General features: G+C 62.6%; 18 protein-coding genes and 1 pseudogene. 7 read left to right on the top strand and 12 right to left on the bottom strand.

Annotated features, from left to right (window positions below; translation table 11 throughout):
• Positions 1-123 precede the first annotated feature (123 nt).
• Positions 124-1,116 (bottom strand): DNA-binding protein, encoded by a 993-nt coding sequence (locus tag A3AG_RS0101425; protein WP_012354504.1) that lies wholly within the window; start codon positions 1,114-1,116, stop codon positions 124-126.
• A 572-nt stretch (positions 1,117-1,688) separates the two neighbouring features.
• On the opposite strand from A3AG_RS0101425, the gene A3AG_RS31180 reads away from it, so the two are divergent.
• Complete coding sequence (locus tag A3AG_RS31180; protein ID WP_240619770.1) at positions 1,689-2,891, top strand: site-specific integrase; 1,203 nt, start codon at positions 1,689-1,691, stop codon at positions 2,889-2,891.
• A 32-nt stretch (positions 2,892-2,923) separates the two neighbouring features.
• Here A3AG_RS31180 and A3AG_RS0101415 read toward each other — a convergent pair whose 3' ends face one another.
• A complete protein-coding gene (locus A3AG_RS0101415) occupies positions 2,924-5,848 on the bottom strand; it encodes a Tn3 family transposase (RefSeq protein WP_012354506.1) in 2,925 nt (974 codons plus the stop codon).
• Positions 5,849-6,016: 168 nt separating this feature from the next.
• Here A3AG_RS0101415 and A3AG_RS0101410 point away from each other — a divergent pair.
• The 6 genes and pseudogenes from A3AG_RS0101410 to A3AG_RS0101385 all read left to right on the top strand — a co-directional run.
• Positions 6,017-6,289: pseudogene (locus A3AG_RS0101410) on the top strand (hypothetical protein); the annotation flags it as partial.
• A 48-nt stretch (positions 6,290-6,337) separates the two neighbouring features.
• Positions 6,338-6,703: a calcium-binding protein gene (locus A3AG_RS32805; protein WP_012354507.1), complete on the top strand. Its 366-nt coding sequence runs from the start codon at positions 6,338-6,340 to the stop codon at positions 6,701-6,703.
• Between the two features lie 162 nt (positions 6,704-6,865).
• Positions 6,866-7,654, top strand: coding sequence for a DUF6884 domain-containing protein (locus A3AG_RS0101400; RefSeq protein WP_240074692.1), 789 nt, complete (start codon positions 6,866-6,868; stop codon positions 7,652-7,654).
• Positions 7,651-7,983, top strand: coding sequence for a hypothetical protein (locus A3AG_RS31175; RefSeq protein WP_012354509.1), 333 nt, complete (start codon positions 7,651-7,653; stop codon positions 7,981-7,983). Before A3AG_RS0101400 ends, A3AG_RS31175 begins: the two co-directional genes overlap by 4 nt.
• Positions 7,984-8,303: 320 nt before the next feature.
• Positions 8,304-9,251, top strand: a complete 948-nt coding sequence (locus A3AG_RS0101390; RefSeq protein WP_012354510.1) for a tyrosine-type recombinase/integrase — start codon at positions 8,304-8,306, stop codon at positions 9,249-9,251.
• A gap of 428 nt (positions 9,252-9,679) precedes the next feature.
• Positions 9,680-10,111 (top strand): HU family DNA-binding protein, encoded by a 432-nt coding sequence (locus A3AG_RS0101385; RefSeq protein ID WP_012354512.1) that lies wholly within the window; start codon positions 9,680-9,682, stop codon positions 10,109-10,111.
• Between the two features lie 142 nt (positions 10,112-10,253).
• On the opposite strand, the gene A3AG_RS34445 is transcribed toward A3AG_RS0101385, so the two are convergent.
• The 10 genes from A3AG_RS34445 to A3AG_RS31170 all read right to left on the bottom strand — a co-directional run.
• Positions 10,254-10,682: a hypothetical protein gene (locus A3AG_RS34445; RefSeq protein WP_240619769.1), complete on the bottom strand. Its 429-nt coding sequence runs from the start codon at positions 10,680-10,682 to the stop codon at positions 10,254-10,256.
• Between the two features lie 282 nt (positions 10,683-10,964).
• Positions 10,965-11,483 carry a hypothetical protein gene (locus A3AG_RS34440; RefSeq protein ID WP_012354514.1) on the bottom strand — a complete coding sequence of 173 codons (519 nt, stop codon included), beginning with the start codon at positions 11,481-11,483 and terminating at the stop codon, positions 10,965-10,967.
• Between the two features lie 85 nt (positions 11,484-11,568).
• Positions 11,569-11,799, bottom strand: a complete 231-nt coding sequence (locus A3AG_RS0101370) for a hypothetical protein (RefSeq protein WP_012354515.1) — start codon at positions 11,797-11,799, stop codon at positions 11,569-11,571.
• Positions 11,800-11,967: 168 nt separating this feature from the next.
• Positions 11,968-12,468, bottom strand: a complete 501-nt coding sequence (locus tag A3AG_RS0101365) for a hypothetical protein (protein WP_240619768.1) — start codon at positions 12,466-12,468, stop codon at positions 11,968-11,970.
• A gap of 84 nt (positions 12,469-12,552) precedes the next feature.
• On the bottom strand, positions 12,553-14,874 hold the full coding sequence (locus tag A3AG_RS0101360) for an AAA family ATPase (RefSeq protein ID WP_012354517.1): 2,322 nt from the start codon (positions 14,872-14,874) through the stop codon (positions 12,553-12,555).
• Positions 14,862-15,392, bottom strand: a complete 531-nt coding sequence (locus A3AG_RS0101355) for a hypothetical protein (RefSeq protein WP_012354518.1) — start codon at positions 15,390-15,392, stop codon at positions 14,862-14,864. The genes A3AG_RS0101360 and A3AG_RS0101355 overlap by 13 nt, the downstream gene beginning before the upstream one ends.
• A gap of 176 nt (positions 15,393-15,568) precedes the next feature.
• A complete protein-coding gene (locus A3AG_RS0101350) occupies positions 15,569-16,996 on the bottom strand; it encodes a metallophosphoesterase family protein (protein ID WP_012354519.1) in 1,428 nt (475 codons plus the stop codon).
• 97 nt (positions 16,997-17,093) lie between these two features.
• Positions 17,094-18,389 (bottom strand): recombination directionality factor, encoded by a 1,296-nt coding sequence (locus A3AG_RS0101345; RefSeq protein ID WP_018003801.1) that lies wholly within the window; start codon positions 18,387-18,389, stop codon positions 17,094-17,096.
• A complete protein-coding gene (locus A3AG_RS0101340; protein ID WP_018003800.1) occupies positions 18,338-18,700 on the bottom strand; it encodes a DUF7696 family protein in 363 nt (120 codons plus the stop codon). The genes A3AG_RS0101345 and A3AG_RS0101340 overlap by 52 nt, the downstream gene beginning before the upstream one ends.
• Positions 18,697-18,976 (bottom strand): ISL3 family transposase (locus tag A3AG_RS31170; protein ID WP_035847586.1); only part of this gene is annotated, 280 nt, incomplete at its 5' end. The genes A3AG_RS0101340 and A3AG_RS31170, both read right to left, overlap by 4 nt.

Here is an 18,976-nt window from a genome sequence, read left to right as displayed (position 1 = left end):
ACGGGGTAGTCGTCCTTTTCGTGCAAAATCTTACGGTTTCCTCCAGATTTTCCTTGTGAATCAATGGGTTGAAAATCCGCCGATTTCGCAAGAGCCATCCTTTTTGTGCAAAACCTTACGCATTCAAGCTGCCGGACCAGCCACGCCGAGCTGTGTCCGATAGTCGGCCAGCAACTGCTGCTGGGCGTCGAGCCGTCCGGTGACCTTGGCCAACTCGCCGGCCAGGCGCTCGCGCGCGGCACGCTCGGCGGTTAGCTCGTCCGCTTGCTGCTGGACCGCGGAGCGCAGGGCATCGCGTTCGGCTTCCGCACGGGCTTGATCGACGCGAGCTTGGTTCAGCCCGGCATGTGCCTGTTCCGCCTGCGTCTCCAGGCCGCGGCTGCGTTTGGCCGAGGCGGCAATCTCCGCGACCAGCCGTGCGCCGTCCTTGTTCAGTTGCGTGATCTCCCCCTGCTTGACGATCAGCGCCTGATTGGCTTGCCGGGTTTCTGCCTGCAGTTGTTGGACCTGCTGCTCGTGCCGGCGTGCCTCCTGATCGCGCTGCTCTTTGCTGGCGTTGCGGAAGTGTTCCAGTGCTTGGTGTGCGTGCTGCAGCTTCTCCTCCAGCGAGCGCCGGAAGCCTTCGTGTTCGGCCAGCCGTTCGGTGAGATCCTGGACCTGCTGCGCCAGCCGTTCGGCCTCCAGGGCCCGCTGCTGCAGCGCCGTCTGCGTGTCGCTGTGCGCGGCCCGCACTTCGGCAACGGTGGCATGCGCCTGCGCCAGTTCGGCGCGAAGTGCGACGAGATCAGCGGACAGCTTGTCGGCTTCCGCTCGGACCTGCTGCCGCTGTGCGGTGGCGGCCGCGACCTGCTGGTCGACCACTGCCTGCGCTTCTTCGTGCAGCCGTGCCGCCAGCCTGCCTACCAGATCCAGGATGGCATCGGAGGTCGAGCCGGCCCGCTGGAGCGCCCCGCCTTCCTCTTCTTCCAGTTCCTTGAGATAGCGGTGAATCGTCGTTTTCGAGCCGGTATTGCCCAGCGCGATACGTATTGCATCGATCGACGGATGCTGCCCCTGGGCCATCAACGAATCGCGGGCGCGTTTGACATCCAGACGGCTTAGACCGGCACGGGCCATGGTGCTCCTATAATTTGATACCGTATTACGTACTATGTATATACATACCAAATGGAGCCGTCAAGCAAGCGGATTCTCGTCGATTTTTGACAGGTGATAATGGCAGATTATCACGTGTGAGGCCCTGGCGAGAGGCTCTCCAACCGGCCCGCTAGTACGAAATGGCTCACAGCCTCTGGGCAACCTTCCGCGGTCTCGACCGGCCCGGGCGTTGTTGCACCTGGGCAACTCTTGACGAATGCCCCTTACCGGCAAGATCGTGCGCCCGCACACCTGCTCGCGATCTACGGCGCCATACGGACCCGATCACGGAGAAGTTCAGGCAGCTGGGCGGCGCAGAGCGCCCTGCAGCTCCTCACGAATAGCCCCGGACGTGGAGCGATTCGAGGTGGCGAAACGCACAAGAGGATTCCGAAATGGTCATGGAGGCCAGACAAGCGCGACAATACGCATCCGCACCATCGCTATTTGCTCCCCTTGGCCATGCACGACGTCGACCGATACCTGGAAGCCGCCACCCGCGACAACACGCGGCGAAGCTACCAGGCAGCCATTCGTCATTTCGAGGTCGAATGGGGTGGTTTTCTGCGGCTAGCGCCGACAGCATCGCGCGTTACCTGGCCGAGCACGCGCAGACGCTATCTATCAACACCCTGCGTCAGCGCCTGGCTGCAATCGCACAATGGCACGTCTCGCAAGGCTTCCCAGATCCGAACCGGGCGCCACACGTGCGGAAGGTGCTCAAGGGCATCCAGGCATTGCACCCCGCACAAGAGCGGCGCGCCAAGCCGCTGCAGCTCGCTCAGTTCGAGCAACTGGTGGTGTGGCTCGACGCCCAAATTGCTGCGGCCTCGATGACAGGCAATGACCACCACCTCCAGGTCCTGGCGCGCAACAAGGCCCTGGTGCTGATTGGCTTCTGGCGGGGCTTCCGGTCGGACGAATTGAGCCGGCTGCAGATCGAGCACATCACCGTCGAGCCCGGCCGGGGCATGACGATCTTCCTGCCGCACACCAAGACGGACCGCAACCACGCCGGCACGACGCACAAGGCGCCTGCCTTGTCGCGCCTCTGCCCGGTGGCTGCCTATGTGGCTTGGTTGGCCGCGTCAGGCTTGGCAGCGGGCCCTGTGTTTCGGCGGATCGATCGCTGGGGACGGATCGCCGAAGCGGGGCTGCAAGCCAGCAGCGTCGTGCCCTTGCTGCGCAAGCTGTTCCAGGATGCGGGGCTGCTGCAGGCGGACCGCTACAGCAGCCACTCGCTGCGGCGCGGCTTTGCCACCTGGGCAAACGCGAACCAGTGGGACCTCAAGATGCTGATGGAATACGTCGGCTGGAAGGATGTCCGCTCGGCCATGCGCTACATCGACGCGGCAGACCCATTCGCGCAGCACCGTATCGAAGCAGCGCTGGCACCGCCACCAGCCACCCTACCGTCGGCGCCGCCGCCCGAGCGACGTCCCACGGTTCCGCCCAAGCCCGTGCCTGAAACGCGGTTGACGGTTGACCTATACATCGAGCGCAACAGCAAATTCGTGCGCGGCAAGTCGAAGGCGCGCCGCTGGATCGAGCAGTTCTGCCTGTCCCAGTACCAGATGCGCGTCTTCGAGCAGCGCCGCCCCCGCTATGAAATCGTCATGCCGTTCACCGCAGGGCCGGAGCTGGAGAAAGCCATCGAGGTGCTGCTCGCGGACATGCACGAAAACGCGGACCTCTGCAATTGCTTCATTGAGGTGACGTTGCACGATCCGCTGACCGATACTCACTGGAGCTGATCAGTCTGGCTCCGGAGGGTCCGTTCTTCTTGCTACACCGCACGCCGCTGCGGTGCCACCTCAAGCAGGCTGTCTTGATACAGGTGGATCGGAAAGCTCATGATGCCCCGGAAATTCACATGCGCGAAATGTGCGGGCCCCATGCGGCGCAGCCAGTCATCTTCAATCCGTTGCCCCTTGCGGCGCCAAGCATCGGCCGTCGTTTGCATGCGCTGGGTGTTCCAGGCAATCACCAGATTCGTCAGCAGCGTCAGCGATCCGGAAATCGCGATCATTTCGTCCTGACGGCGCCCGCGATCATGGTGTACCTTGCTCGAGTAAATGGCACGCTGGAGCTGGTGCACCGACTCCCCCCGGTTGAGCAGCGTGCGCAGCTCCCGACGAAACTCGATGTTGCTGAAAAAATCGCACAAGAAGAGTGTGCGCAGCATCTTGCCCAGATGATCAGCTGCCCGATGAATAGGGTCGCCTTGGGCGGCGCTGCCGAACCGCTGCAGCGCGACGATTGCACTCACCCGGCCCGAGTGGATGGAGGCGATTAGGCGCAGCAAGCCATCCCAGCCGTCGCGGATTGCCTTGAGCGAGATCTCGGGCGAGACGGCGGCCGACAGTCCATCCGTTACCTGCAGACCGCGCGGCAAATACAGCTTGCGCTCCGACAGATTGCGCAGCCATGGGCATAGATCAAAGCCGAGCAATTTGGACACCGCCATCCCAACGCTCGTGTATCCATGGGTATCGACCGCGAGCCGGAGCAGCCCGCCGTCGCTGCGGGTCTCATTGTGGCGCATGACCCCTTCAATGGCCACGCCGGCCTGGCGTTCGTTGAGCACCATGGGCTGGTTATAGACGATTCCGTGCTGGTCCAGCACGTGCGTATAGATCCCGACGGCATGAGTGCGACGTCGAGGATCGGCGCGGGCATAGAACAAGTGTCGCGAGGTGTCCAGGCTCATCGAATCGCTGGACGCCTGTTGACCGGTCCCCCATAACTCGGTGATCGGGTGCGTGCGCTGGAATTCCACTACCCGTTCGTTCGCTCGGCGCAGCCGCCCGGGCATCTCAAGCGCGCGCATCGCGGTGGAGACGTGCGCCGGATCGAGCTTCGGAATCATGGCGGCGACACCCTTGGCGTCGAGCTCGGTGCCATGGGCGAGCAGCGCGGCGTAGAGCGTGATCAGTTCGTGCGCGTCCCCGTTGCGTGCCAGCAGCACTTCGCTGAAATTGGTACGGGCATCCATCTCGAGGATCATGTCGGCAAACTGCGCGCTGCCGATGTCCTTGAAGAGCAGATCACGGGTGCGCGTGGGGATGCCATCGCTTTCCGCCGCTTCGAGCGGCGACAGATGCAGCACGCCGTTCGTGTCGATCGTGACGTGGCCTGCCGCACGGGCCTCGTCCAGTGCCGCGAGGCCTGCCTTCAGGTGATCCATGAGGGGATTGAGGTAGGTGTCCGCCTGGTTCGGCAAGTCAAGCGTGGACAGATACCGGTCGCGCTCAGAATCCCACTGAGCGGGCGGGATCAGCAGTTGATCGCGTTCCCGAAACGACAGGCTATGGCTGATCCACACGGTGCCGCGGCGCAGCCCCTTACGCAGGCCCGTGATCGCGCAGGCTTCCATCGCGCGCAACGCGCGCTTACGGTCTTCGCCGTCGACCAGGTCACGCCAGCTCGCGCCCACCGACACATTGCAATCGGGCGGCAATTCCGTCGCGCCTTGGTCGTGCAGACTACCGATGAACTCAAGCTGCCGCAGGGCCGGATCGGTGCTGTTGCTGGCAAATTCCAACTCCCGCAAGGAAGTCACGAGGTTGCGGATACGGTGGTGGTCTTCCGTGAGCGTTTCGCGCACGCTGGCGGCGTGGCTTGCCGGCGGTTTGGCCGATAGGCCTTCAAGCAGCTTGCCGATGTCGGCCAGCCGTTCTTCGGCCGAGCGGCGGGTATCGTCAACCAGGGCCTTGATCTCGACCATTTGCTGCCGGTATTCGCTCGCCGAGCGCGCTTGCTTCGTCGTGGTCTTGTTGTAGGCCTGCCGAACTAGGTCGGAGACGCGCCGTCCGGTTTGGTAGAGCATCGCGTCCGTCAGCTCCAGCAAGGTCACACGCAGGAAAAACACCAGCTCAATCGTACGCGTGGAGGTCTTCAGTTCGCGGACTTTGGCGGGACGGCGAGCCTGGATACGCTGGCCACAGGCGCGCTGCTTCTCGATCGGAATGGCATCAAACGCCCAAGTATGCGCGCCGAGGCTCTTCAGGAAGCGGATCTTGGCCAGCGTCTCATTCATGGTTGAGGGGCTGTGCCGTGCTGGCGGGGTCTTGAGCCATTCCAGCACGGTCGTTCCCGCTGTTGCATGTTGGGCGAACACGGCAGCTTCGGCTCCTGCTATCTGCGCCAGGGGGACGACCGCCTCAATCGACAGCAGCAAATCTCGCTCGATGCCCGCCCAAATTGAGCGAGCCAGGCTCAGCAGCGCTCGTGTCGAAGGAATCAGAATCCGTCGCTCATACAGCCAGTAGTGGGCGTGCTGGATCAACTCCTCAAGGGAAAGCGATTCGGCGGCATCTTGCCGCATCCAAGCTCCGAGGCCTCTCCAGTGATCGTCATCGATTCGTGTCAAGCCGAGGTATTGGCAGGCCCAGACCTGGTGTTCATACAGCGTCGGATATCGCTGATAGATGGTGCGCAGCGAGGCGATCGTCGGAGTTGGTAACCCCAGCTTTTCGCCCACGTAGCGCAAGAGCTGACGGGGGAGTGTGTTCAGTTGGTCAAGGGTACGGCCACTTGCCCGCAGAAATGCCAGCTGGATGGCGGCTCCGGCACGGCCGGCACGCCGAAATTTCTGGTTGATTGCGGCAACGTCGCTGTCGGTCAGCGCGAAATAGTACTCGACATCGAATTCCGACAATCGAGAAGGCAAACTGTCTTTTCCCACATAGCGAAATTCCAAGCCCGGCATCTTCCGCCCCCATCCAGGTGACACGATCCGAAATCGCGGGCGGACATGGTACTCCCGAAGTCACTTGAGGGCAGCAGGCAGCTGTCTGCTTTGCCCGGAGCGCCTTATAAAGAAAGGCTTTGCGGGGAAACCGTAAGATTTTGCACAAAAAGGACGACTACCCCCGTTGAGAATCAGGCCACCGACCGCGCGCACCGTCTCGGGCAAGACAAGCCCGTGTTCGTCTACAAACTGATCACCGCGGGCAGCGTCGAAGAGAAAATCGTCGCGATGCAGGAACACAAGGCAGCGCTTGCCGAGGCCATCCTGTCGGAAGCTGGCGCCGGCGCCGCCAAGTTCTCCGCCGAAGACATCGAGGCGCTGTTCGAACCGATCCCGGCTGCACCCACCGTCGTCGCGTTAGCCGCGAAGCCACGGGTTCGTACCAAAGCGGGAACATAATCTGGCCTTGCTGCGACGCATTGTCGGCATCTGACCACCCCAAACCCCATGGCAAAGCCAGGCGTCAACCAACACGAACAGCGAATCTCGATGGAGATTGTGGTCGACGCGTACACCGAAGAAGAATGCGCGATGGCGTGGTACTGCCATCTTGAGGACAGCCTAAGCTTTCCCTTCGAAGCGCGGGTACATCAGGCCATGGCCGCGTCCCCGCTACGTGCTGGCGAGCGAGTCTCCGTCATCGTCCTCGCTCATGACCAGCTGTGCCGCGTTGCCATCTTCGTGCGCGCACAGCACAACCGGCGTGAACTCGTCGTGCCCCTTGCCCAGCTCGTTCCGGTCCGAGCCGACCAAAGTACTCGACTTGCTGTCTCCGACTGGCACTACTGGTGCGACCAAGGTTACAGCTTCTGAGTCCCACACCGTCGCCGACTGCGTCCTCCGACTGAGTCACCACGAACAATAAACACCTGACGGCCGCGAAGGGCCCGTTCGACGTCTTGTCAGCCCACTCCGCGTCAGGCGGCGGCGCGTGGTTGCCTTGACTTTGGTGGCGGGTCTGTAGAGTGAAAAGCAATGCAACGCAACTCCATGCCCATGCTTTCGACTATGCAGCTTTCCCTTTTCCCCCACGCAACAATACCCCGCCCCGATGCCAGCGAGCCGGTCCTGCTCCTGATGGCCTGCTCGAGCACAAAGCTCGATCGGGATGCGCGCGCCATCGACCTATACCGGGGCGTGATGTACGAATCGTACCGGGCACACGTGCGCAGCGATGCGGCGCCCCGTGTTTTGATCCTATCCGCGCGCCACGGTTTCCTGCAACCCGACACCAAGATCGCCCCCTACGATGAGCCCATGACGCGGCAACGCGCCGACCAAATGGTGGCCGACTTGTCGCGCTACCTGCGGCCCGCTGCGTGGCCAACCCGTATCGGCAAAGTGATGCTCGCCGGGGGCAAAGAGTATCGGCGCGTCATGCATGCCGCGCTGGCCCGCCAGTACGGTCCCACACTGCCTGCCCTGCAGGAAACCAGTGGTGGCATCGGCATGCAGCGGTCGCAGCTCGGCGCTTTCCTGGACGGCTTGACGTCGGTCTTCCGCCACCGGATCGGCCAGCATGCCAACGGCACACCGCTCTATCGTGGGTACGGATGGATCGAGGCCGGCGCCATCGCCACCCTGCTCTACCGGGCCGCGCCCGCTCTTCCCTCGCGCCAGGCTCGCGTGCTCTCCGTCTTCCAGGGGCCGGGCGGCCCCACCGCCGACGTCGAAGTGGAAGAGTTCGTACGCGGCCGCGCGAAAATCTGCCCGCGTTGGGTCAGCGTCCGGGATCTCCATCCGTCCACCGAGGTGCTGGCATGAGCGATTTTGACCGACAGCTGCATCGGGATGCGGTTGAGCTGTGCCAAACCGGGCCAGCAACGCCCGACAAACTCGTGGCACTGGCCCATGCAGGGCTCAAGGCGTGGGCGAAGGTCGGCAATCTGCAGTTCCCTCCCGAAAGGCGGTATGCACTGCTCCAACAAATCATGCGTTACTGCGCCTGGGAATGCCTGCTGGCGTGCTGCTTCACGCAGGCGGACCGCTTGGAGCGGATCGCGGAGATGCTGGACGCCGCCTACCCTCGCTACGCCTGCACCCGCGCACGACTCGACGCGCGCCGCAACCGCTATGGACGCCCGCGGTTCTGACCACTGACTGGCAGTGTCCCGTCTCACAGTAAATGGACGACAGGCTCCCGAAGAATCAACAAGTTGGACTCCTGTGTCTCAAGATAATTGGGCTGGATTCTCACAGTAAGTGGGCTAATGGTGCGATCTGTCTCACAGTTAATGGGTACACGGAGGCGGCGTCCCGGCCGGTTTGCCACCGGTTGGCACCTATATAGTCCTCCCTCCGCCTTTTACCCAACTTTGAGAATCCAACCCACTAACTGTGAAACAAAACTCAACAACTTTGAGACGTGACACTGGCAGTCATATCCGCCGCGTAGCGGTGGCAGGGGTGTGCGATGGGCCAAATTCAGTATATAACAGCGTGCATGACCCAAATGGACTCCCTCTGGTTGAGCAACCCAACGCAAGCGTACGGGGACTGGCAGGTTCGCGAAGCGGCCGGCGCTGATGGCCGCCCCTTCTCGGCGCGCTCGATCGTCCAGCATCAGGCGATGTTCGAGCATTTTCGTCGGCATCTGCTAGCAAGAGGCACGACCATTGCCTCATTTGGCACAGCCGACGTCGACGCGTTCTGGCAAACCCACAATGGCCGCACATACTCCCAGGCAACCCGCATGCGGTATGTGAAGTTGCTGGACCGGCTGTGCCGACACCTGGTCTTCACCGGCGTACGGCAGGACAACCCAGCCGCTGCCCTGCTTTCAGCTGAACGCTGGCCAGACCAGGAGCCGACGCCTCAGTTCCTGACCGAAGCCGTGGACGCACGGCTGCAGGCGTATCTGCAATCGCCTCCTGACGATCTGGCCAGTTTGCGCAGCCAAGCAATTGTCGCGGCATTCCTCGGTACCGGCATTACCGCGGCGGAAGCGCGCGCAGCCCGCTGTGCGGATCTGTGGCCGGACGCGACGCCACCCTACCTTGTCGTGCGGGCACATGGACTACGAGACGCCCGAACGGTTCACCTGGCCAGCTTCGCGGTACCGCCGCTGCGGGCCTGGAGCACTCGGCGTGCGGCCCTAGCCATCGAGGGCGAGTTGCTTTTCACGCTTACCCCAGAGGGTCTGCCGATCACCGACATGAGCTTCGGCCGAATCGTGTCTGAAATCCTCAACGCGATCGGCGCCACCAACGTCGAAACGAGCCCGCGCACGCTGCGCAATACCTTCTGCCGCCGCCAACTTCTGGCGGGCCAACCACGGGACGAAGTCAGCCAAATGCTCGGACTTGCCAGCAACCGGACCTGCGACCGAATTTTTGCCACCATCCATCAACCAACAATCTAGCGGAACACGCTAGCGCTACAGAGGGACCAACAATGCCGGCACCGTACCAGAGCCATATGGACATCCCGCGGGACACTGTCAAAGCCATCTACCGCAGCGCGATTGATCCGCGGGCTAGTGACGGCGAAGGTGCCGCCTGGTGGGACGCTGTCGCTGCGGAAGTGCTGGCCGTCGCTCGCGCGGAGATGAATAACGCCGCAGCCGCGGCCATCATTGCCTGGTGGCATCATGACTGGAGCCAGGTGAGCGATTCGCCGAAGGCAGCTGCCGCGCGTATACGCCGCGCATCCCGGGCCCTTTCACGGCGAGTCCGCCAGTGAAGTGCGGGGAATTTCCTGCTTGCATAGGCGCCGGGTTTTGCTATTCTTCGCCGGTGCGCTGCAGGTCAGATCCGGCTTGCAGGCGCGCATTTCCAACCAGATACGACCATGGCCACGAAAGCGAAACCTGTAGCAAAGACTGCAACGAAGACCGCAGCTAAGAAGGCTGCCCCGGCCAAAAAGGCCGCTCCTGCCAAAAAGGCTGCCGCTGCCGCCCCGGTAGCCAAGCCGCTGAAGGACACCTTCAACAAGTCCAGCCTGCTGGCACACCTGGTTGCCCAGACCGAGCTGGACAAGAAGACCGTTCAGACCGTGCTGGCTCACCTGGAGAACACCGTGCTGAGCGCGGTCCACAAGAAGGGTGCTGGCGAATTCACCCTGCCGGGTCTCTTCAAGGTGTCGGCCATTCAGGTGCCGGCCACCAAGAAGCGCTTTGGAAAAAACCCCTTCACTGGCCAGGAGCAATGGTTCGCCGCGAAGCCGGCCAGCGTGAAGGTGAAGGTGCGCCCGCTCAAGAAGCTGAAAGACGCTGCCGCTTAATCGCCTAAAAGGCGTAAACGGAAAAGGCCCGACATCGCAAGATGTCGGGCCTTTTCCCATGTAAAGACAACAACTAACATGAAGGATTTCAAGAAGAAGCGGGCCCGCAGCCCGGAGTGTAACGGGCCCTCCCGTCGATGGTTTAGCGAGTAAGCTTTTCGAGAGAGACTCGCGCCATGTCTGGCAAGGCTCGAACGAAGAATACGTCGGCCACGTAGTAGCAGGCGATGAACTCCGCGACTTCATCGATTACCGATTCCGGGTCTTGGTCACCAATCCAGAAGCAAAAGATTGAGTCATTGTCGGATTCCGGTTTTTCGCTTACAGGCAGCGTTCCCGCCATGTGCGTTGGACATGAATCTGCCCATTCCGCTGGGCAGCTTTCCCGGAAGGGAATCAAAGTCAGCGCTGGCGCATAGGGTACTTTGAGCCGTGCTCTTGGCGTCGATCGCTGCTTAGACGACCGACCATCGCCCGGGCCGGCATGTTGTTGTCCGGAATCCCCAGATGCTGTCTGGTCACTGGCGCTATGGGCCGCTGAGAGCGCGCCAGAGAGACTCTTATTAATCATGATTGGTTCGAAATAGAAATCGCCCTCGCCCCATTTGGGGCACCGGGCACGATTGAGGCAGGATTTTAGGCGCGTACTGCAGCGCTAGCGCTACGAAATCGATGACAGCGTCTGCCTCGTCTGGGAGGCGAAGAATTCCCGCTCGTAACCACCGACCCGCAATACCTCGCTAGCCAGTTGGCTGAAGCCGGCGCGCGCCCTCCGCAGGGCCGCCAGAGCCCATCGAACTCCGAGTCATGCAGCCCGATATTGACAATCGGGTTCATTGACGCTCCTTCAGTGTCAGCCAGCAGCAACCTGCGGATGCAGTCTGCGAAGCTCCTTCGGGTTGGTGTTGATGTATGTGCGCATCCCGTCCAGCTCGATCACGAGGTGGTGGTCAAGACAGGCGGCATACGACGATACCTCGACCTCCTTGGCCGACTCAAAGGCGGCCAGGACCCTCGCACGGTCAACGTCTGCACCCACCCATGCAAACACGCGGATGAATGTATGTACCTTCTTGCCGCGAGGCAGCAACTTTGCGGCGTGTTCCGCCGAAATCATGATTTTTGTCATAGTGTGAGATGTAGATTGCAGGCCAGCACCTGCACGATTGAACGAGAAATTCGCTTCGCGCTTTACGTGAATGTCACCACGGCCGTCAGACCGGATCGTGGATCGAGTCGGACAGACTGGCCAGGGTTCAAGCTTTGGAATCCGCTCCATGACCTCATAGGCGGGCACGCATGAGCCCGGCTGCTTGCCGTCCATGTCATCGATGCTGGGCCCCATGATGGCGATTACGAGCATCACACTCATGAAGTCGCTTCACCGGTTGTTGGCCGGGCCTTCTATAGGAAGCAATAAACCCTCGATGAGCGAGGGCGGCATGTGCGTGCATGGCTCACAGCCAGCCCGGACGAACAAGTTTCATGAGCTTTCGCGTGTTGCGTAGGGCCCGCACGCGAAGCACGATACACAACGCTGCCATGGCTGCATCAGCGCCGAAGCAACACAGCAACTGCCAATGGAGAAGGGCCGCATCGGGAGTCGTGACGCGAAAGTACAGCGCCAGCGACAGCATCGCCACCACAGCAAGGACAGCAGTGCCAGTAACGCGAGAGTGGATAAACATGGACAGGCTCCGGAAATGGACGGAGCCTTGCCCATAGGGAAGGCCCCTATGGGTGAAAGAAATTTGCTGACTGGTGCCAGCGAGGTCGATGCGTCGATGACGCGGGTAGTAGTCAGATTCTAGCGAGAAGCGCACGCGGCGACAATCCGCCGTCGAGGAGGCCTACACTCATTTGTCGTCCGAAGACGCGAGCATGGCGACCTCACAGAGGACATAGCGCGAGAACATCGCGTCGAAGTCCTCTTTCTGCTTGCCTGAGAAAAAGACACCGGCCACGTCGCCGTGGTCGATCTTCAGGCGCAGCTGCACCGCCAGACAGGCTGCATGCAGGGCATCCTCCACCAGCCCCGAAATGAGCATGCTTACCTTTTCCATCCCGCTCGCCAGCCAAGTATCCAGTGCCTGCTGGACCTGGTTTGCCGCCTCGCAAAACGCTTCAGCATCGCTTTCGGTGACGCGGGGAAAGAGGCGCGGTAGGTCGCCATCGTCCGCACACAGTCCCCCGAATTCGTTGGCGTCGACGTAGTCGTGAAGCGCGCTGAAGGTCTCTACTGTCGGCGGTATGCGGCCCGAAGCGATCTCCTGTCGGATTTGAGCCTTTCCCAATTCGATCGCGTTGGCGACGAACTCCTCCTGCTCCGCGGTCAGCTTCATTGTCGTTGCATTCATGGTGTCATCTCGGAAGTCATAGAAAAAAGGCCCGCACCCCTTTCGGGAATGCGGGCATGATCAGAAAGGAACGGAGTCGCGGCGCTACAGAGCCGCGAGCGCCACGACGTCGATGACGGCATCGGCTTCATCCACGAGATCGGGCGTCTGGCTGATGAAGAATTCCCGCTCGTAGCCGCCAAGCCGGAGCACCTCGCGCTTCATCTGCATGAAGGCACGTTTGCGCTCCGGATCGAGCGGCCCGTCCGCTTCGTCGGTGAACAGGGTCTGGAACGGCTGCTGCGTGTCTTGCGCCCGGTACAGGGCGATTCCACGCGTCAGGCATTCGTTGATCCACACCTTCTGGCCGCCACTCAGCACCGAGAAATCCTTCGTCGTGCCGTTGTCCGCGTCAAGAACGCTGATGGCGAAGCCCTCCCGGGCGTCACCATTGGCCAGCTTCGTCTGGGTCTGGATGGCGACCGTGAAGCGCCTTCCGTAGCACGCCAGCAGCAGGTCATTGACCATCGCGGTGATGGCAGGGCCCGCGTCGTCGATCGACAGGGCAATGACGCCATCGTTGCCGAGACCCTTGGCAAGCAGCTTCCATTGGGCAATCTCGTCGGACAGGCGCTGGACCCGTGATTCCAGACCGTCCAGCCCGGCAAGCTCCCGCTCGATCAGACTGCGCTCGGTGGCCAAGGCGCTTTGCCGGCGGATCAGCGATTCGATCCGGCCGTCCAATGCACTGACCGCCTCGCGGCTGGCTGCAAGCCGACGATCGAGATCGGCAACGAGGCCCGTCACGTCCGTCACAGCCAGGCTGTCGCGCTCGCGCTGCAGGCTCGCCAGTTGCGTGTCCACGTCACGGATATCACGGTCGAGCCGCGCCTTCCGTTCGGTGTCCTCCGCGTCCAGGGTCACGAGATCGCGTTGCGCCAAGTCCAATGCGGCCGCCGAAGCATCGAGCAGAGGCTTCTTCGCTGCAAGCCCCGTGAGGCGCTGCAGATCTGAATTGCCCTGCTCGACTTCCTGCCGCAGCGCTGCAACGGCGCGGCGCACCTCATTGAGCCGCGCCAGCGCTTGGCCCAACTGCTGCAAGGCTTCCTGCTTTGCCTTGTAGCTGGTACGCAGGTTCGCCACTTCGATGACCTGTGGCTCGAGCTTGCCCTTGGCTTCGCGCGCTTGGGCCAGCAACGGACAACGCGCGTGCATGTCATGGCCAGCGCACGGCACCTGGTCCATCACTTCCGTCTGGGCCTTTAGCGTCTTGACCAACTGCGCCGCCACCGAGCCGCGGGATTCCATCCCCCTTAGCTCACTGGCGATCGCCGCGTGCTGGCCGGCAACGGGCTCCAGATCGGCAAGCTCCTTCTGCAGGCGGTCGAGTTCGCCGCGATGGCGGCCGAGAGCCAGCTGCGCTTCGTCACGCTGATGGGCTGCCGCCTTGATGGCTTCAGCCTGTGCAAGCGTGGACCGGTGCTCCGCAGCAAGGCGTTGCAGATCCTGCCGCCGCGCCGAAGCCTTCGACGCCGCAGCACGGGCGTCGCCGGCCAGCTGCTGCCGGCGGCCCGTCAGTTCACGATGGCGCTGGTCCAGCTCGCGCAAGCGTGCTTCGGTTCCGGCAGAAGCGGCCTGCTTGGCCGCCAGCGTCGCACGCTCCTGCTCCAGCTTGCTGCCGCTGGTGAGCAGTTCTGCGCGGCGGGCGCGCTCGGCGTCGAGTCCTTCGTCAATCTGGCAAATCTCCTGGGCGATCGCGTTCACGGTGTCGCGCTTGCCGGACAGCACAAGCACGTCCCGCTGCACCGTCTCCAAAGCCCGGTTCAACGCCTTGGCGACGTCGCCTGCCTTGGCCGACAACTCGCGCAGGTGGTCGATCCCGAGCAGCTCGGCGAGCAGCTTCTTGATCTCGGCAGGCTGATAGGTGGTAAGCGGCCGACGATTCTGGGCAGAGAAGACGCTCGTGAAGAATGCCTCGGCCGAACCCAGCACCGCCTCGAGGCAGAGACCATAGGTCTCCGCCTTGCCATCGGACAACGTTCCGTCGGCCAACTGCACCGGCTTCCAGTCGCCACCCACCTTCTCGAACAAGTAGTACTCCGCCTTGCGGCTCTTGCCCGGGTTACGGAATGCGAATGCCGACCGGTAGATCTTGCCGCCATGTTCCCATTCGAGATCCTTCTCTCCGCGCGGGGCGCACAGGTGGTCCCAGTACGAAAACGCGTCGGCCGACATCTTGGCCGCGTGGCTGGGCATGATCGGATACGGATGCAGGTTGTCCATGATCGTCGTCTTGCCGGCACCGTTCGGGCCGACAATGGCGATCAGCCCAGCGGGCAAGGAAGAGAGGTCGACGGTAATGCTGTCCCGTTGCATGCCGTCACGGATCCCGTGGAATCCTGCGAGGGTCAGCTTCAGTGGGCGCATTCGGACACCTCCATGCCGGTAAAGGAGTGGAGGTAGTCCGGCGGCACTTCCATCACGTCATCATCCAGCAACGGCATGTCTGCCGTCATGGATTGTTGGGCGGTGGGTGCGTCATGCGCGGGGTTGCCCGCGATCGCGCGCTCGACCGAGCGGCGTGCGGCCGCGAACTGCGCTGCGGCCATCGTCATGAGAGCATTCCAGTCCCCCTCGCCGGTCAGGGCGCGGAGTTCCAGCTCGCTCCACTGGGAAGCCAGGCCATGCGAGAACGACCAGATGAGGTCCTGCAGTTCCTTGGATGGCGCCACGGCATAGAAGGTGTTACCACCGGCCTCGCCCAGCGCCATCACCAGCATGTGGTCATGCTTGGCAATGACCGCGCCCCGGCCTGCGCCAAATGGCTCGTACAGCGTGCATGGGGTGAATCCATGCTGATCGGTCAGGCGCTTGGCCATCTCCGAACGATTGATAGACGTCTCGTCGACGAACAGCCACTGCGGGCCGGCGTGGTACAGGACCATGTTGCACTCCTCAGGATAGGACGGAGTGCGCCCCGGACGGGAAGCACCCGTCAGGGACAATGGAAAGAAATGGATACTGCTGGGTCGATGCGTCCAGGACGCGGGGTGAAACCGGGTTTCGACTGCCACAAAGGCAGTCGGAACATGGCTTGCATGCTCAAGGTGTTGGCGTATTGCTACGCAAAAAGGTCGTCGGTCAGCCACTCCATCTGCGGCGCTGCTGGAGGGGTCAAGCCCAGTGGTTCGGCACGCGTAGTTGGTACATCATCGACGGGCGTCGCGAACGGGCTGGCTCCGGATGGGAAATCCTCCGACCAGGCGGGCGATTCCGCGGGTTCCGGCGCCGGCATGCCGCGCAACTGCTCAAGCACGCCGTCAGCAATCGACTGCGCGTCAAGCGATTCCAGTAGCGCCAGCCGTTCCGCGAGAGGGCCTGTTGCAACACCGGTCAGTTCCCCCCACCGCGAAAGCTTCTCGAGTAGGCTTGCCGCACGGCTGATGCCTTCGGCACGGCTGCGCACGGCGGGCAGGACGCGGGCTTCGATCTTCAGCTCCGCGCTCTTGCCGAACAACGCCATGATGGCGTCGCGGTCGACCAGCTGCCGATGCTCTTCGTTCACCGTCCAGCGCACGCGCACGAACTTGTCGGCAGCCTCGGCCGCAACGGCAGCCAATGCGTCCATGTCCGGCGGGCCATCGAAGTCCACGCAGACCGTCTCGCGCGCGGGCGTCTCCACCAGCTGCGCGGTCGCCCGGCCCGGAACGATGTCCCATTGCAGGTATCCTTTGGCGCCGATCTCGCCGTAGTGGAAGCGTCCGATGGAGCCTGGATAGGCAACCACCCTGCCCTCCCGCTCCCATTGCTGGGCACGGTGGATGTGGCCGAGTAGGAAGCCATCGCACTCGGCCTCGAACAGGGCTCCGATCCTGAACTCATGATCGAAGCCTGCCATGGGCACGCCGTGCTCGGTCTGGCAGCCATTGACCGTGCCGTGCGAGACGCCGACCGTGGCGATTCCCCGACTGCGCAAGCGAGCGTTCATCGTGCCCGCCGCCACCAGGTAGCTGGCCAGGTGGTCACCCACCGCGGTTGCCGCATTGGCCACGCCAGCGGCCGCAGCCAGCACCGCCTTGTTGACAGTCGGCACGCAGGTGAAGACAACCTTGGGCATGCCGTGTTGGGCCAGCAGGGCGTCAAACTCCGCGTCGGTGAAGATGGGACCACCAGACGGGTGAAACGCGCCGTCACACACCGCCACCTGGTGGATGCGATCAGCGACGTACACCGGATACTGCGCACCGATGAGCCTGAACACGTCCAGCGTGCCGGGCGGTTCGTGGCTAAATGTCCCTTGTAGCATCAAAACCGGGCAGTAGCCCGAGAGCCGATGGATGCGCCGCGCGAGCGATCCAAACGCCGGCGTGTGCGCATCGAGTCCGTGGTCCGTCGAATCGCCGGACACGACGGCCACGTGGCAGCCGGAGACGATGGCATTTTCAACTGCGAATCCGAAACACCGGTCGGCCTCGGCGAGGTTGCCGGGCGAGTAATGCAGGTCAGAGAAGTGGGCAAGCCACAAGGGTTCGCTCTCGTTGAGCATCATGCTACCTCCAAACGAAATGTGCCGGCGAAGTGCGGCAGGAAAAAGAAAAGGGAAGCCCAATGGGCTTCCCTGCGAACGCCGGCACGAGGCTGGCAGGTTACGGAAGGACGTCCGCGGCGATGGCGGCCACCTGTTCACGGAACGCGAGCGGATTGACCAGCGCCGTACGCAGCTCTATCACGAACTGCCGCACGTCCTGCGGACGCTTGGACCAGCCGCGCCCGAAGGTGGCCGCAGCAAAAGCCTTGAGCTGCGTTGCCCCTTCATCGCTGTCCAACGCCAGGCGGGCAACGAGGTCTCGGTACTGGCTCTCGAGATCGTCGTCCTCGTGCGGTGGCTCCGCACCTGCGCTGTGCACAGGCAGGGTATTTCCGTCGCCAGTGTCCGGGTCGTGGGCGAGGTCGGCAACATCTGCACCAACACTCTGGTCCCCTTCCAAGGCGTAGGCGGCCTGATTGGCCAGTTCCAGAGCAGGCACCGGGCGGTCGGAACCGTCCAGCAGCGCGGCAATGTCGATTTCTGCGTCAAGCGTGATGAGCCATTGCATCTGGCGCACCGGCTTGCCGCCGTCATCGATACGGCTGATCTCGACTTCCTGCTTGGACATCCAGAACTTGACGCCCACCAGCCTGCCACGGGCCATCGCAACAGTCTGCATGGCGGCGTGAGCCTTTTGCAGGACGTAAATCGAGGTCGTGGGCATTTCGATGAGACCAAGGCCCGTTGCGCACGGCACGGCGAAATAGAAACTGGCCGAGAGGTTGCAATGTCCGCCCTGGTACTGCGGGCATTCCTGCGGGTCACAAATGCCATCAGGGACATCCTCGTCCTGACGCAGGATGATGGTGCGGCCGCCCCACATGCGCTTGGCGCGGTTGGCGCGGGCGTCACGCACAGGTGGCGCGTACATCTTGCAGTAGCGCCTACCGTCGGAGCCATACTCGGAGAAGTACTGTCGACCGCTGTGCGTCCATGCCACGAGCTGGTTGGGCATGTTGCTCAGCCAGTCGTCGAACGCGAACACCACGGGAAAGCGCCAGAGGCGATGTCCATTGCCGTCGTTGCGGTCCTCGCCGTAGCGCCGCACGATGTCCTCGGCCAGCGCCGGGTTGGCGAAGTCAGAGGCACGGCAGGTGAACCACGGAACGTTCTTCGGCACCATCGGCATCTTGATGCCGGTCGCCCGGGTGATCTCGGCCGCAATACGCTCGAAGCTCTCGCCTCGAGCCAGGCCGGCATCGTGGATCCGCACGGCTTCGGGCTTCTCGCGCGCGGCCTTGGTCAGGACCTTGATGCCGGGCCGGATCTTGCCGATGATCGGCGGCCGCATGGGCCGCTCTTCTAGCAGGCTTCGGCGTCCGCCGGGCTCGCTGTAGGTGATGGGTGCATGCATTCGTCCATTCTCCTTTTCTGAAGGAACTGAACGACCTGCGCCCGGATGGACACAGCATGCTCCCGAAGGCGCAGGGCTGTGTCGGCCCCGCGCTGGGTCGTTACGCGATTGAGGAAATCCGCTCGCGCGGTTTCCGAAAGACTGGCGACATGAGCCGCCTCACAAAGTGCGCGCCAGGCGTGCGGCATGTCCTTGTACTGCGGACGGCGCAGGTCCAGCGTTGCCGCGATGGCGGCGGAAATCTCGGCGTTCTGGTGCATGAGCGTCTCCTGAAGATCGAGGTCTCTCACCAGAAACAAAAAAAGGTTCATCGAGGAATTCCGGGGAAGGCTGCGCGGATTTTGAGGAAGAAGTATTCCTCGTCGCGATAGCCGTACGCGCGGCGCTTGATGACCTTGATGGTGTTGTTGATGCCTTCGACCACGCTGGTGTTCAATGGGTGGCGGCAGCGGGCCAAGATGCCATGCCAGTAGCCTTGCAGGCGCTTCGCAAACAACTCCAGGGCAGGTATTCGGCTCTGCCGAGCCTGCTCGCACCATTGCTCCCAAGCTTTTTGCGCCCACGCCGGGCGGCGGTAGAACCATAGC

The organism is Cupriavidus neocaledonicus (assembly GCF_000372525.1).
Classification (GTDB): Bacteria; Pseudomonadota; Gammaproteobacteria; order Burkholderiales; family Burkholderiaceae; genus Cupriavidus; species Cupriavidus neocaledonicus.
The sequence above is the reverse complement of the archived record's forward strand: the minus strand, read 5'-3'. Positions and strand labels throughout refer to the sequence as shown.

Coding starts and splice junctions, on each gene's coding strand:
- A3AG_RS34445 (WP_240619769.1), bottom strand. CDS start 10,682: ATGATTAATAAGAGTCTCTCTGGCGCGCTCTCAGCGGCCCATAGCGCC.
- A3AG_RS0101390 (WP_012354510.1), top strand. CDS start 8,304: ATGGGCCAAATTCAGTATATAACAGCGTGCATGACCCAAATGGACTCC.
- A3AG_RS0101350 (WP_012354519.1), bottom strand. CDS start 16,996: ATGATGCTCAACGAGAGCGAACCCTTGTGGCTTGCCCACTTCTCTGAC.
- A3AG_RS0101415 (WP_012354506.1), bottom strand. CDS start 5,848: ATGCCGGGCTTGGAATTTCGCTATGTGGGAAAAGACAGTTTGCCTTCT.
- A3AG_RS0101365 (WP_240619768.1), bottom strand. CDS start 12,468: ATGAATGCAACGACAATGAAGCTGACCGCGGAGCAGGAGGAGTTCGTC.
- A3AG_RS0101360 (WP_012354517.1), bottom strand. CDS start 14,874: ATGCGCCCACTGAAGCTGACCCTCGCAGGATTCCACGGGATCCGTGAC.
- A3AG_RS0101355 (WP_012354518.1), bottom strand. CDS start 15,392: ATGGTCCTGTACCACGCCGGCCCGCAGTGGCTGTTCGTCGACGAGACG.
- A3AG_RS0101385 (WP_012354512.1), top strand. CDS start 9,680: ATGGCCACGAAAGCGAAACCTGTAGCAAAGACTGCAACGAAGACCGCA.
- A3AG_RS0101345 (WP_018003801.1), bottom strand. CDS start 18,389: ATGCATGCACCCATCACCTACAGCGAGCCCGGCGGACGCCGAAGCCTG.
- A3AG_RS0101425 (WP_012354504.1), bottom strand. CDS start 1,116: ATGGCCCGTGCCGGTCTAAGCCGTCTGGATGTCAAACGCGCCCGCGAT.
- A3AG_RS0101370 (WP_012354515.1), bottom strand. CDS start 11,799: ATGTTTATCCACTCTCGCGTTACTGGCACTGCTGTCCTTGCTGTGGTG.
- A3AG_RS0101340 (WP_018003800.1), bottom strand. CDS start 18,700: ATGAACCTTTTTTTGTTTCTGGTGAGAGACCTCGATCTTCAGGAGACG.
- A3AG_RS32805 (WP_012354507.1), top strand. CDS start 6,338: ATGGCAAAGCCAGGCGTCAACCAACACGAACAGCGAATCTCGATGGAG.
- A3AG_RS31175 (WP_012354509.1), top strand. CDS start 7,651: ATGAGCGATTTTGACCGACAGCTGCATCGGGATGCGGTTGAGCTGTGC.
- A3AG_RS31180 (WP_240619770.1), top strand. CDS start 1,689: ATGGGGTGGTTTTCTGCGGCTAGCGCCGACAGCATCGCGCGTTACCTG.
- A3AG_RS34440 (WP_012354514.1), bottom strand. CDS start 11,483: ATGAGTGTGATGCTCGTAATCGCCATCATGGGGCCCAGCATCGATGAC.
- A3AG_RS0101400 (WP_240074692.1), top strand. CDS start 6,866: ATGCAACGCAACTCCATGCCCATGCTTTCGACTATGCAGCTTTCCCTT.